This is a genomic window from Providencia sp. PROV189 (assembly GCF_028480065.1).
Classification (GTDB): domain Bacteria; phylum Pseudomonadota; class Gammaproteobacteria; order Enterobacterales; family Enterobacteriaceae; genus Providencia; species Providencia stuartii.
This window is the reverse complement of the sequence record NZ_JAMPOG010000005.1, coordinates 82,233-94,349: the sequence shown is the minus strand read 5'-3', so window position 1 is coordinate 94,349 and position 12,117 is coordinate 82,233. Positions and strand designations below refer to the sequence as shown.

The 12,117-nt window shown below is 37.1% G+C and carries 12 protein-coding genes; 6 read left to right on the top strand and 6 right to left on the bottom strand.

Features of this window, described 5'->3' with window-relative positions; genetic code table 11:
* The first annotated feature begins 1 nt into the window (after position 1).
* The 6 genes from folK (at position 2) to PR833_RS04485 (ending at position 5,401) form a co-directional block, all read left to right on the top strand.
* On the top strand, positions 2 to 493 hold the full coding sequence (gene folK / locus PR833_RS04510; protein WP_004922531.1) for a 2-amino-4-hydroxy-6-hydroxymethyldihydropteridine diphosphokinase: 492 nt from the start codon (positions 2 to 4) through the stop codon (positions 491 to 493).
* A 59-nt stretch (positions 494 to 552) separates the two neighbouring features.
* Positions 553 to 1,344 carry a 3-methyl-2-oxobutanoate hydroxymethyltransferase gene (panB, locus tag PR833_RS04505; RefSeq protein ID WP_014656572.1) on the top strand — a complete coding sequence of 264 codons (792 nt, stop codon included), beginning with the start codon at positions 553 to 555 and terminating at the stop codon, positions 1,342 to 1,344.
* A gap of 33 nt (positions 1,345 to 1,377) precedes the next feature.
* Positions 1,378 to 2,241, top strand: a complete 864-nt coding sequence (gene panC / locus PR833_RS04500) for a pantoate--beta-alanine ligase (protein WP_060560830.1) — start codon at positions 1,378 to 1,380, stop codon at positions 2,239 to 2,241.
* Positions 2,242 to 2,289: 48 nt separating this feature from the next.
* Positions 2,290 to 2,670 carry an aspartate 1-decarboxylase gene (panD, locus tag PR833_RS04495; protein ID WP_004922542.1) on the top strand — a complete coding sequence of 127 codons (381 nt, stop codon included), beginning with the start codon at positions 2,290 to 2,292 and terminating at the stop codon, positions 2,668 to 2,670.
* 243 nt (positions 2,671 to 2,913) lie between these two features.
* Complete coding sequence (locus PR833_RS04490; RefSeq protein WP_272525915.1) at positions 2,914 to 4,128, top strand: hypothetical protein; 1,215 nt, start codon at positions 2,914 to 2,916, stop codon at positions 4,126 to 4,128.
* Positions 4,129 to 4,186: 58 nt separating this feature from the next.
* Positions 4,187 to 5,401, top strand: a complete 1,215-nt coding sequence (locus PR833_RS04485) for a hypothetical protein (protein WP_121874632.1) — start codon at positions 4,187 to 4,189, stop codon at positions 5,399 to 5,401.
* A 140-nt stretch (positions 5,402 to 5,541) separates the two neighbouring features.
* Here PR833_RS04485 and PR833_RS04480 read toward each other — a convergent pair whose 3' ends face one another.
* The 6 genes from PR833_RS04480 to PR833_RS04455 form a co-directional block, all read right to left on the bottom strand.
* On the bottom strand, positions 5,542 to 6,585 hold the full coding sequence (locus PR833_RS04480; RefSeq protein WP_014656575.1) for a fimbrial protein: 1,044 nt from the start codon (positions 6,583 to 6,585) through the stop codon (positions 5,542 to 5,544).
* Between the two features lie 14 nt (positions 6,586 to 6,599).
* Complete coding sequence (locus PR833_RS04475) at positions 6,600 to 9,095, bottom strand: fimbria/pilus outer membrane usher protein (RefSeq protein ID WP_102780736.1); 2,496 nt, start codon at positions 9,093 to 9,095, stop codon at positions 6,600 to 6,602.
* A 27-nt stretch (positions 9,096 to 9,122) separates the two neighbouring features.
* Positions 9,123 to 9,797: a fimbrial biogenesis chaperone gene (locus PR833_RS04470; RefSeq protein ID WP_239504465.1), complete on the bottom strand. Its 675-nt coding sequence runs from the start codon at positions 9,795 to 9,797 to the stop codon at positions 9,123 to 9,125.
* A gap of 66 nt (positions 9,798 to 9,863) precedes the next feature.
* Complete coding sequence (locus PR833_RS04465) at positions 9,864 to 10,433, bottom strand: fimbrial protein (RefSeq protein WP_004922560.1); 570 nt, start codon at positions 10,431 to 10,433, stop codon at positions 9,864 to 9,866.
* A 578-nt stretch (positions 10,434 to 11,011) separates the two neighbouring features.
* Positions 11,012 to 11,554, bottom strand: a complete 543-nt coding sequence (locus PR833_RS04460) for a fimbrial protein (RefSeq protein WP_004922566.1) — start codon at positions 11,552 to 11,554, stop codon at positions 11,012 to 11,014.
* A 1-nt stretch (position 11,555) separates the two neighbouring features.
* The gene (locus tag PR833_RS04455) at positions 11,556 to 12,107 is read right to left on the bottom strand and encodes a fimbrial protein (RefSeq protein WP_004922571.1); all 552 of its coding nucleotides are present in this window, start codon (positions 12,105 to 12,107) and stop codon (positions 11,556 to 11,558) included.
* Positions 12,108 to 12,117: the final 10 nt, after the last annotated feature.

Below are 12,117 nucleotides of genomic sequence, written 5' to 3'. Positions count from 1 at the left end.
AATGGAGTTGGTCTATATTGTTATTGGCAGTAACCTTGGCGAGCCATTGAAACAGGCTCAACAGGCTATTGATGCGTTAAATGCGCTCCCAAACAGCCGTATAGTCAACACCTCTTCGATCTATCGTAGTAAACCGCTGGGGCCACAAGATCAAAACGATTTTCTTAATATGGCGGTTGCACTTGAAACTGAGCTTGAGCCAGAAGCGTTGCTTGATCATACACAACGCATTGAGCTGGAGCTTGGTCGAGTTCGCAAAGCTGAGCGTTGGGGCCCTAGAACGCTCGATCTCGACATTATGCTTTTCGGCAATCATATTATTAATACCCCACGATTGACCGTACCTCATTATGGGCTAAAAGAGCGGGAATTTATGTTATACCCGCTCAATGACATTGCCCCTGATCTGATTTTTCCTGATGGCGAACCGCTATCAGAAAGGCTCACACTCGTCCCACGTAATGGCCTCACCCTTTGGGATATTACAACCTAAACAGTGAACCTCCTAAACAGGAGGGGTCGTCAGTGGGATCTTTTCCGGAGGTTATTATAATGAAACCAATTTCTCTGGCTACTCTGGGTCAGTTTAAAAAAGACAAACACAAATTTGCTACCATGACGGCTTACGATGCCAGCTTCGCTCAGCTATTTGCAGAGCAAGGTATCCAAGTCATGCTCGTCGGTGACTCCCTTGGTATGACCATACAAGGCGAATCTAGCACCCTCCCTGTTACCGTAGAGCAAATCGCTTATCACACTCGCTGTGTACGCAAAGGTGCACCAGACGCATTCATTATCGCAGACATGCCTTTTATGAGTTATGCCACCCCTGAACAAGCTTGTGCTAATGCCGCTATTCTGATGCAGGCTGGTGCAAACATGGTAAAACTTGAAGGGGGTTGCTGGCTATGCGATACCGTCAAAATGCTGTGTGAACGTTCCGTTCCCGTATGTGGGCATTTAGGGCTAACGCCACAAGCCGTCAACGTTCTTGGTGGCTATAAAGTACAAGGTCGCGATGAGGTTACCGCCAACCAACTCATGAAAGATGCCATTGCGCTAGAAAATGCGGGAATACAGCTTTTGGTTCTTGAGTGTGTTCCTACCTCACTAGCCAATAATATTACAGAAGAACTACTCCTTCCGGTTATTGGTATCGGTGCAGGCAATGGTACTGATGGGCAAATTCTTGTCATGCATGATGCATTAGGCATTACGGCCCGCCCTCCTAAGTTTGCCAAGAACTTCCTTGCTCAAGCAGGCAATATTCAAGATGCAGTTAAACTGTATATTCAAGAAGTTGAAGCAGGGATCTACCCTAGTGAAGATCATTCTTTTGAATAATTTTATTACGGCTCAATAATAAGGAATTCACCTATGCTTATCGTCGAAACATCTCCCATTCTTCGCCGTGAGATCCGCCGCTGGAAGCTAGAAGGTAAACGTATCGCTCTTGTACCAACCATGGGCAACCTGCATGATGGACATTTAGCTTTAATTGATGAAGCGAAACAACAAGCTGATATTGTGATTGTCAGCATTTTCGTTAACCCTATGCAGTTTGATCGCCAATCCGATTTAGCCAATTACCCTCGAACCTTGCAAGAGGATTGTGAAAAGCTGAAACGTCGCGATATCAATCTCGTTTTTGCCCCTTCTGTGAAAGATGTTTACCCTGAAGGAATGGCGCAACAAACTTTTGTTGAAGTGCCTGAATTGTCATCAATACTTGAAGGTGCGAGTCGCCCTGGGCATTTTCGCGGTGTATCAACAGTCGTTACCAAACTGTTTAATTTAGTCCAACCTGATTTAGCGTTTTTTGGTGAAAAAGATTTCCAGCAATTACAGCTAATTCGCAAAATGGTGAGTGACCTTTCTTTTGATATACAAATTGTCTCTGTGCCTACCGTCAGAGCGAAAAATGGGCTTGCATTGAGTTCAAGAAATAACAATCTATCAGCAAGTGAACTCAAACTAGCACCACAACTATATAGCATTATGCAACAGGCGGCAGAGAAGCTAATTGCAGCCCCTGACAACGTTGAAGCAATTATCCAAGAAATTGATGATTCGCTTCGCCAAGCAGGTTTTACCCCTGATGAGCTATTTATTCGTGATGCCGAAACCCTTGCTCCATTGAGCAATATAAGTCAAAAAGCAGTCATCTTAATGGCAGCTTGGTTAGGGCAAACCCGTTTGATTGATAATTTACAGGTTGACCTACCCACAGTTTCAGCTTAAAAAAACAAGCAAACACAGCATGACGATTAAAAATGGTAGACAATAATTATGTTTAGAAAAATGTTACAAGGTAAATTACATCGGGTCAAGGTCACACAAGCCGACCTTCATTACGAAGGCTCTTGTGCTATTGATCAGGATTTTATGGATGCCGCAGGGATCCTCGAATACGAAGCCATTGATATTTACAACGTCGATAATGGAGAACGTTTTTCTACTTATGCAATTGCAGGTGAAAGAGGTTCTAAAATTATTTCAGTCAATGGTGCCGCTGCACGTCGTGCTGCTGTTGGCGATAGATTGATTATCTGCTCATACGTTGATATCAAAGATGAAGATGCTCGTCACCATAAACCCAAAGTCGCTTACTTTGACGGTGACAATATTATGAGCCGTGTTGCCAAAGCAGTTCCTGTACAAGTCGCTTAACGCTATATCCCCCAACGGCAGTTAGCTTGTTGGGGGTTACTTAGCTTCCTTTTTTAGCCAAGCAAGAAAATACAGCTTTCATTTCGTTATTTGATCTTTTTCTATAACATTAAAAATTATTATATTAATCTCAGTAATACCTCTAGAAAATATCATTTAAATCACCATAGCTAATAAAAAAGATAATTATTTAACATCCCAATTTATATTAGATTGAAAAAAACATCACATAAAGGGGATGCTATGAATGATAATAGAAACAAGAAGACGTTTGGACTGTTATATACTCTAAAGATCCAATTTCAAAATATGCCTTCGTTTTCCAGTGGCTTTATTTATGCAAATAAAAAAAATCAAATCGAAATATTGATTACTGTTGATGCTATTAGTGAAGATGGAGAGCCTTATTTTAATAATGAACGAGAAGTGCAAGATGCCACTTATCTGTGTTCATTTTTTGATGGTAAACCCTTAAATCACAATTGGCAAATTTCGAATGAAAAAGGGCCATTTTGTAAAGCAGTTAAGTATGACACAACTCTATCAAGGCGGGAGCCACCAACCCTACGAACGATAACCCGCTCGACATTTCAAATATCCAAGTTTATTTCATCCGACATTGTTAACCCCGCCTTAGAAATCGCAGTAGGAATTAATATTCCTGGTATAGGCAATTTTGACACCTCAATGAATGGAACGCCTACTTTAAATTCAGGCTCTGTCTTTAAATCACCTAGCCGAATTTCAGTAAGCAGGATATCCCCTATCGATTATACAGATAATAGAAATGTTATGGTGATTGATAAAGGTTGGAAATATATCATGACCGATGCATTATTCCGCAATGGTAGCAATCGGCACTCCAGCTCTTATCGGAATTATGCAGCCATTATTCGCTATAAAAAAATATCTATTATTACAGCCAACAAATATAACATTATCGAAAAAAGGGTCTCGCCTACATTGCCTTATAGTGCTCCTTATAAAGATTGGTTTTATAGTACGACCATGCCCCATGCAATGAATTATGCCACCGATGATCAGGCGCTCGGTGCATACTTAACGAGTTGGTTTATTGAGACTCGAGATAGAGTCGGCTATTTTCACGCAATTAACGAAGGTTGGACAGAGCTAACCCACAAGAAAAAGCCTCCACTCTATTTTACAAGCATGAGAAATGGTGAATTTAATAAAAAAAATACGTTTTCTGTGTGGCCACAATTTAGCAACGATATGCCTAAACTTGCCCGCTTTTCAAATAATAATCAAAATAGTATCACCCTTGTTTGCCATCAAATCAATTTAGTGGATCACATTCCTCTCTATCTCGGTGCTGAATGCCGTGCTCAATCAAACACATCCTTAGCAAGCCATGTTGAAATTGTTGATGAGTTTGGCAATGAAGGCATCATGACTATTGAGTATCGCCATAATATTGATGGGGAAATTACTGTTTAAATCCGTTTTGTTAAAAGTGGCACTATTGATCTTTTAGCTTAAAATATTTGGAGCCAAAATGCTTAACTCACCCCCAGCTAAAAAATTCAAACAAATCAACCATCTTAGCATTCATTTTAAAGATAATCCGACTAATATTCATTCGGTTATTTATGCAAATGGATATAATCAAGTTGAGGTTATTGTTACTGCTGAAATCTTAGATGAAAATAATGACGCTTTTTTTGAAAATGAAAAAGAATTTAGAGACTGTATCTATTTTTGTTCCTTTTCAGATCAACAACTACTCGGTAATGAATGGATAATCTCTGAACATCGGGGAGACTATTGTAAAGCCGTACAGAATGAGATTACTCACATAAAAAATGCATCTATAGAGGCCATAAAAAGCACAAAAAGGATCAGTGCCTCATATTACTTCTCACTGAAAGAGATCAATCCCGGACATGAAATTGCAGTCGGGGTGAGAATCGATGGTGAAGGTTTATTCAATACCTCACAAAATGGCACTTTAAATCATAAAGGAGAAATTATTTTTATTGCACCTAAGCGGGTTATCATTCAAGGAATTAAAAAAATTGATTATGATAATAATGAAAACATCGCTATAACAGATAACGATTGGCAGGAAATCTCAAAAAATATTTCATTTCATATCAGTAAAGGGGCGATACTGGGGAATTATGAGCATAATTACGGGGTCATAAGACGTAAAACATTTAAAATTACAACGCATAATAAATATAAATTAAAGTATAAATCTCCTGTATATAGCTTACAACATATCCCTAAAATTAAAGATTGGTACCATAATCACGTGATGCCCCATGCAATAAAGATCGTTGGAGGGCCTTATTATAGCGGAATTTATGTTAATAGCTGGTTTATAGAGCCTAATAATATAGAGATTGGCTATTCCAATATATTAAATAAAGGGCTAAATAGGATTATAAAAGATATCCGCCAATCTCTTTATTGTACTGAGGAAAAAGATGGCCGATTTGTAGGCGATACAACTTATGCGATTTGGCCTCGGCTGGAAGGAAATCTCGGTCCTCTTTGGTCAAAAACCACCTTAGATAAACACGCCATCACTATCGTCTGTCATCAAATGTATCTTAGAGATAAGAAACTCTATTATTGGGGATATTATTGCCCTGCCCCCTATCATGTGGCCGACCCTCTGCAAATTTTTATTATCGATGAGTATGGTAATAGGGGGAATATTAATATTGTATTTGAAGAGGATATGTATGGTACTGTCAGCGTTTAAATAACCACTTTAAGAAAAACGAGTCTTTATTATTTTCGTGCAACCGATTTTTATCATGACATTATAGCCAATAGATAGGCGGGGTATTTTGTTCATTCATCATTGTAGGGGATGATCTGCTCATCCCCTTTTGCTATCGTTTAGTTAAATTGCAAAACAAATTGTGCCGTCGCTTCTGCTTTCCCTGCTTTGACAGAATTACCATAACGGTAATATTCCGCTTTCAGGGGAACACGCGTTTCACCTTTTTCTAAATCAGCTAATTTAACAAACTCCTGATTAACTAATACGTTATCATTGTTTAATGGTGATTTTACAACAAACCCAATACCACTGGCATTATTACCTTGCCCTTCATTATCGATTTTAATCACTGCATCTTTGCCATTATAACTCGCTGTATTGTTTGCAATGAGCTTGATCTTCGCTGAAACATTCCCCGTACAGACGATATTAATATGTTCCTCAACAGATGACGGCGTTGTCGGGAACCCTACAGATGGGAATGCCGTGGTCGGTACCCGAGGTAACGTAAATGACAAATCGGTATTTTTAGCTTCACAAGATGTCGGCGCGCTTGTCACTTTTCCTTTTAGTCGATAAGTATAACCAACTTTTGTCGAGCCACCACCTGGGTCAAACCGTTTAATGAGTATCGCCCCAATCACCGAATTATCAAAGGATGTTGCCGTCGGGTTATCTTTACCGGCATAAAAAATAACCGTTGCATCTATAGGCATAAGTGCACCTTCAGGAACAGGCAACACTTGTCCTGGACGATTTGTAAAAGGCAATCCTGATTTACTTTCAATTAAGACATAGACGATATTTACGGGGCCACCAGCATGCACATGGTAAGCGGGCTTCCCATCAATTTCGCCATAATATCTCGCTATAATGCCGCTGCCTTCACCGTATGTTGCATAAGCATAGACTTGTGAGTCAGGCCCACACTGCGCGACACCACCTCGTCCACTCTCTCGCACAAATGTATAACGAGCAATCTCATCGTTCTTTTTGATCGCACCACTTAATTTAATGTCCACCATTGCGCGCATTGCAGAGTGATTTTGACCATCCCCTCCTTCAACACAATTCTGAGCCGCAATACTGCTATTTATCCCAGAGAACATTAACACCACGCTGAACGCTGCTGCATAGCCCCAATTAATCTGTTTTCTCATTATTCTTACTCCTTTCAGCGGCATTCTGAATTCAGGATATAAAGCCCATTTGTTGGCATGGTATTTTCGATGTTGTAATCTACATCACAGGATTCATTAGCACCCTCATTTTTCCAATTAACTTTAATGCGTCCTTTAGGCTTATCTGCAACTAAATACAAGGTATTAAAGTTAGAAACGAGATGAGTCGCTTCATCTTCTGTAACAGCTTTTGCACCTACCGGTAATTCTTTATTCGTTGGATGCTGTAACTTAAATAATAACTTGTAGCCTTTTTTAGCGTCAAAATCAGCCAGTATCAAAGCGCCCTTTGTTGGGATAACATTATTAATAATGTTATTTTCAATTTCGGTATCTTGTGGGATAGTTTTTGTATCAATCGCCAGTGTATTTTTACGATATGGCGCCATCCCCGGAACAATCGCTAAACCGTAAGCGTTAGTTTCAACTGACTGCCCATTAATAATACCGACACCTTGTGTCCCTTTGGTAAGAATCAATGCGCTTGTATCTTGCATTGAAGGTGCTAATACCACACCGTATTGAGTGCCAACAAATGCACCACTAATACCGTAATTAAAGTTTTTATGGCTATCGTTATAAGCGTACCCTGCATTAACGACTGCATAAGGGGAGCGATAAGAGCTACTTAACCCCCCTGAATAGCCCATACCTTTATTACCGTAGCCTTGATAAATATCCCACGTTCCACGATATAATTCGCCATAGCTGCCACTTAAACGTGCTGTTTGTGAAGTACGATGCTGGTCATCCGTTGATATGCCATAATTCACACTCATTGTGTTATTTAACACATCGAACGGAATACTGACATTTAAACTCAAATTGTATGAACGGCTGTTATCATTTTCAAATTGTCTACCTTTTGAATAGGTGTAATAGACACTGTAATGAACCTTATCGATATTACTGTTAAAACCAACATTATAAGATTGTTGTTTATGACCACTTGAATACTCATAAACAACACTATTTAAGTTAATCGAGCTTGAGCTATCGAGTATTGGTTGAGAAAGAGATACGGTGTATTCATTTTTTAGTTTTTCATAGCTGCCACGGTATTTTTCCTCATAAAAGAATGCGTCATCTATATTCATAAAATCAGCATCAAAATGACGGAAACCCGCTAAAGCTAAGCTCGTATTCGTTGTCTCAATATGTTTTGAGTAATTGACTCTAAATGCATTACCACTCAACGTAGATTGATTATCAACATCAGTACGAGAGTGCACAACATCCGTTGTAATTGCGCCAACCTCACCTAAGTTAAACCCTGTACCGATTGCATAGGATTGGTATTTTTTAGCGTAGAGTGCACCACCAAAAACGGTCACAAAGTCTGTTAATCCATAATAGATTTCAGCTTCATTCACATAACGGCCATCACCGTTATTATTCCCATCATATTCACCACTAGAGAAACTGTATTTAATACTGCCTTTTCGCTCTAAAAAAGCAATTGATGAGAAAGGAACAATAAAGTTAACTTCATTACCATTTGCTTCTTCTACTGTGACATATAGATTGCCACCATTACTCATTGGATAGTAATCTGTAATTTCAAATGGCCCAGCAGGCACACTTTTCTTATAGATAACTTGATCATTTTGTACAATAGTCACGATAGATTCAGAATTAGCGATACCATTTACGCTTGGCGCATAACTCGTTAAGTTATAAGGTTCCATTTGCCTATCTGATGCTAATTTAACCCCTTTAAATTTAAAAGAATCAAATAATTGCGAGCTTGTATATAAGTCCCCTAGTGTTAGCTCACTTTTTATTATATTAATGTTTCTTGATAAGGTGTTGCTAATATTATTCCATTTATTCTTATCGTGCCGATTGTTGGCCCATGTGGAATAATTACGATAACGCCATGAGCCTATGTTAATTTTCGTCTGAATATTACCATAATAGTTATCATCGACTTTACCGCCTTCATAGGTGTTAAAAGCTGAAAAAGAGTAATTTAAAAATACAGCAGGAATGCCATCATCCCACTGTGCTTCTTCAGCTTTTCTTATGCGCTGCTGATTAATCATTGATTGCGGAACAGTCATTGAATACACTTTAGTATTTAAATCAAGTGACTGTGTCATATACTCAATATCATTAATATTGAAGCATTCTTGATCACCTTTTAAGGTCTTATGAAAATCTATACCAAAACTTTCCCAATCCGCAAAACTAAAACAAGGTGTAAGTTGTTCTCCACCATCTGCCCGAGGCATCATCACAAAGCTAATTTCTTTATTAAGAATTAAATTATTATTAATGAAAAACCTGACATGATATTTCCCTGGTGCTATATCATTTTCCCTAAACACATCCAGATCTTCATTAGTCAATTGCGTATCTGTACCTGCAATATTTAACAAGCTAGGTGGATAATAATCAGCAGCCCGCATTTCAAATGACAATGAAGCGAATACAATAGCCATAAACAGAGGTGAATATGGATACTTTTTATGATAAAGACGATTCATAGGCCTTTACTCTACTTTATTAGATTATTATTTTATAAGATATTGACTATCTAACCCTTTACCATAATCATTGATATAGTTTAGAGAAACCTTATTGGAACTAGCCCCTAAATTAGAAACATTAATTACTGTTTCAGAGCGTGGTTCTAAATAGCTTGGTGCTTCGACTTCTCTGTTATTAATTTTTATTTTTGCAATGTTAATATAAAATGGTGTTGGGTTAACAACCTTGACTCCAGCGGTAGAGCGAGACCAAGTTAACTCATTGACAACATCTTCAAGCTTTTTATCGGATAATGCTGTAGGTCGATAAATTAGCTTTATTTTGTTTGTCATTGAATAACGTAAAACGTTTTCTAAATCCTCACTACTCGGCGCCACAAATTTTACATTTAGCCAATATAATGCTTCTTGGTCACTCGGTAATGATGCTATTTTAGTCAGTTGAATCGTGTTTTTTTGCTCAGATTTTAGCTTAATTAATGGAGGTGTTACTGCAAAATCTTGTGTTATTTTTCCATTTTTATCTTCCACCCAAGATTGAAGTAAATAATTCCTATTTTTATCTGTATTAAATGCAACAACACCTTCGCTATTCTCTTTTTCGTGATAAATAACACGCGTTGTTTCTAAACCAAAGCCAGCATAGCTGGTTGAACTAGCAAGAAAACACAATAACAGTGTAGGAACTATTTTTTTCATAAACATAGGATGTCCTCCAAGAAAAAAAGTAACGCAGATTAATAATTGATAATCTGCGTTATCAAATTATTTATAAGTAATTTTATAATTTAATGTTGCGTCTGCTTGGCCTGCTTCTACGTCATCGTCTGTACTTACATACTTAGCAATAAAAGTTCCAGTCCATTGAGCACTGTTACCATTTACTTTTATTTCTTCACTTTTACTACCATTAATTTTTAATGGCTTGGATAGGTCATCTTCATTGTAAATACGGATACCCACATTTTTTGCAACGCCAGCACTACCTTTATTGTCCAGTTCTAAAATAGTTTTATCAAAACGGTTTTCATGACCCGTTAAATTGATAGATATAGTACCTTGATCAGGACAGTCAATTAATTTAATTTTTAATTTACCATCACCACCAGTACCACCAACCTCATCACCTTCCTCAGTAAACTCACTAGTAGCAAAACGTCCCATTTTTACATCAGCGTTTGGTGAGTTAGTATCATTCAGGCTAATAGTGCATGTAGCATTATAAATAAGTCCTTTAAACTTAATCGTTCCACTTTGCTCTTCTGCTGTTGCTGAAAAAGCAAATGCTGAAGCAATAACAGCCATAAAAATATTTCGAGTTGATAATTTTTTCATTGATATACCTTTACACTCTACATAGTAATTAATAGTAATGTTAATTATTCAGCGCGTAATTAATAAAATAGTATAGATATAGGTAAATATCGCTATTCTAAAAATTAATGCGAGAACATATTAAAGACTTATATACACAAATAAGAAATAGTTAAAAATTCATGTTACCCGACTGATGAGTAACATGTAAAAAGAGTATATAACATTAAAGTAGTATTTGATTTGTGTAAGTTTTTCAAAACGTAAATTTTAGAGGTGACAAAAAAACAACTCACACATCACAACTCATTGTTATATAGGAATATTATTTTTTGATCTGCATCAAAAAATGAATAATTAAAATTATATACCTAAAATTACTTTATTATCATACGGTTATGTATAACTGTTTTTACTTACCTATATTGAACATCTTTATCTGCTCTGTAGTACTTTTTTACATTTATTGCGGGTAAAAATATAGTTTCCTTGTTGATTATTTTAACTTTTATAATAATTTGGTTTTCTAAATAAAAAATAAGGCTAAGATAAATCTCACTCATTTATCTTGGCTTTATTCAATAATTTTTTTCTTATCTTTATTGGTAAACAATATCGATAGTCATGGAGGCATTTGCAAAACCAGGTGTTACTTTTTCATTTATTTGTTTATAGTAACCCCGCATAAAAATATGAATGTCACCCTCACTCTTTACACTATTAATAATTTCATTTCGTACATTAAGCGTTAATGCTTTCCAATTATTTTTATCCATTGAATATTCTGTTTCTATCCCAACCCCCGTTGCAACGCCATCGACCGCATCAAGCGCTAAGACACTAGATTGACCAGAATAACTGTTACCTTTAGGTATAAATATCACTGGAATATTACTTGGACATTTCAAGCTAATTGACCAATCTGCCTTTGGGCTAGTCGAACCAACGCTGCCTCCCAAACCTGTAGAGCTTAAATAAATATCCCCTAAATTAATATTTTTAGTTTGGTTAGAACTTAAATCACAAGTTGAAGCTTTTACAGCACCTGTGATGTTGACTAACACATCGTAACTGTAAGCATGGTTTATAGTTAACCCGAAATAACTCAGCAATACTATCCGCAGTATTTTTTTAGTGGTCATATTAATTAGCCTGTACGACAAAGGTAACCGAAGCGTTTGCTTTACCTTGTGTAATTTTACTATTGGTTTGAACATAACGAGCACGCACTTTTAATTCAGTATTTCCCTTATTAATAGCTTCATTCTGCATAAAGTTATATAGCGTATTAATATCTCGGTTGACCCAATTGTGGAGACTATTTTCATAGCTTTGTAATTCAATTGCAGCTCCCGTTGAATATCCATCACCTTTATCAAGCGATAAATAACGGCCATTAGATTCTGAAACACCTTGAAATTGGCCATTTAATACACTCATTTTATCAGGGCAATCAAACTCAAGTGTAAATTCAATCCATTCAGACTGGGAATTTATTGCACTGCCAAAACCTCTAGGACTATTAGTTAGCCAAGTTCCTAAATCAACACTGATATTCCGTGTTTTGATACCACAAGTCGAATGTTTAATGCTTCCTGTATAATTGACCATTACTGTTGCAGAGGCCGAATTAATCAGAATAGGGATAAGGAATACGAGAAAAAAATAACGTATTAGATTGTAACCTTGTCTCATGGTATCAATC

Coding starts and splice junctions, on each gene's coding strand:
- panB (WP_014656572.1), top strand. CDS start 553: ATGAAACCAATTTCTCTGGCTACTCTGGGTCAGTTTAAAAAAGACAAA.
- PR833_RS04490 (WP_272525915.1), top strand. CDS start 2,914: ATGAATGATAATAGAAACAAGAAGACGTTTGGACTGTTATATACTCTA.
- PR833_RS04465 (WP_004922560.1), bottom strand. CDS start 10,433: ATGAAAAAATTATCAACTCGAAATATTTTTATGGCTGTTATTGCTTCA.
- panC (WP_060560830.1), top strand. CDS start 1,378: ATGCTTATCGTCGAAACATCTCCCATTCTTCGCCGTGAGATCCGCCGC.
- PR833_RS04455 (WP_004922571.1), bottom strand. CDS start 12,107: ATGAGACAAGGTTACAATCTAATACGTTATTTTTTTCTCGTATTCCTT.
- panD (WP_004922542.1), top strand. CDS start 2,290: ATGTTTAGAAAAATGTTACAAGGTAAATTACATCGGGTCAAGGTCACA.
- PR833_RS04480 (WP_014656575.1), bottom strand. CDS start 6,585: ATGAGAAAACAGATTAATTGGGGCTATGCAGCAGCGTTCAGCGTGGTG.
- PR833_RS04470 (WP_239504465.1), bottom strand. CDS start 9,797: ATGAAAAAAATAGTTCCTACACTGTTATTGTGTTTTCTTGCTAGTTCA.
- PR833_RS04485 (WP_121874632.1), top strand. CDS start 4,187: ATGCTTAACTCACCCCCAGCTAAAAAATTCAAACAAATCAACCATCTT.
- PR833_RS04460 (WP_004922566.1), bottom strand. CDS start 11,554: ATGACCACTAAAAAAATACTGCGGATAGTATTGCTGAGTTATTTCGGG.
- folK (WP_004922531.1), top strand. CDS start 2: ATGGAGTTGGTCTATATTGTTATTGGCAGTAACCTTGGCGAGCCATTG.
- PR833_RS04475 (WP_102780736.1), bottom strand. CDS start 9,095: ATGAATCGTCTTTATCATAAAAAGTATCCATATTCACCTCTGTTTATG.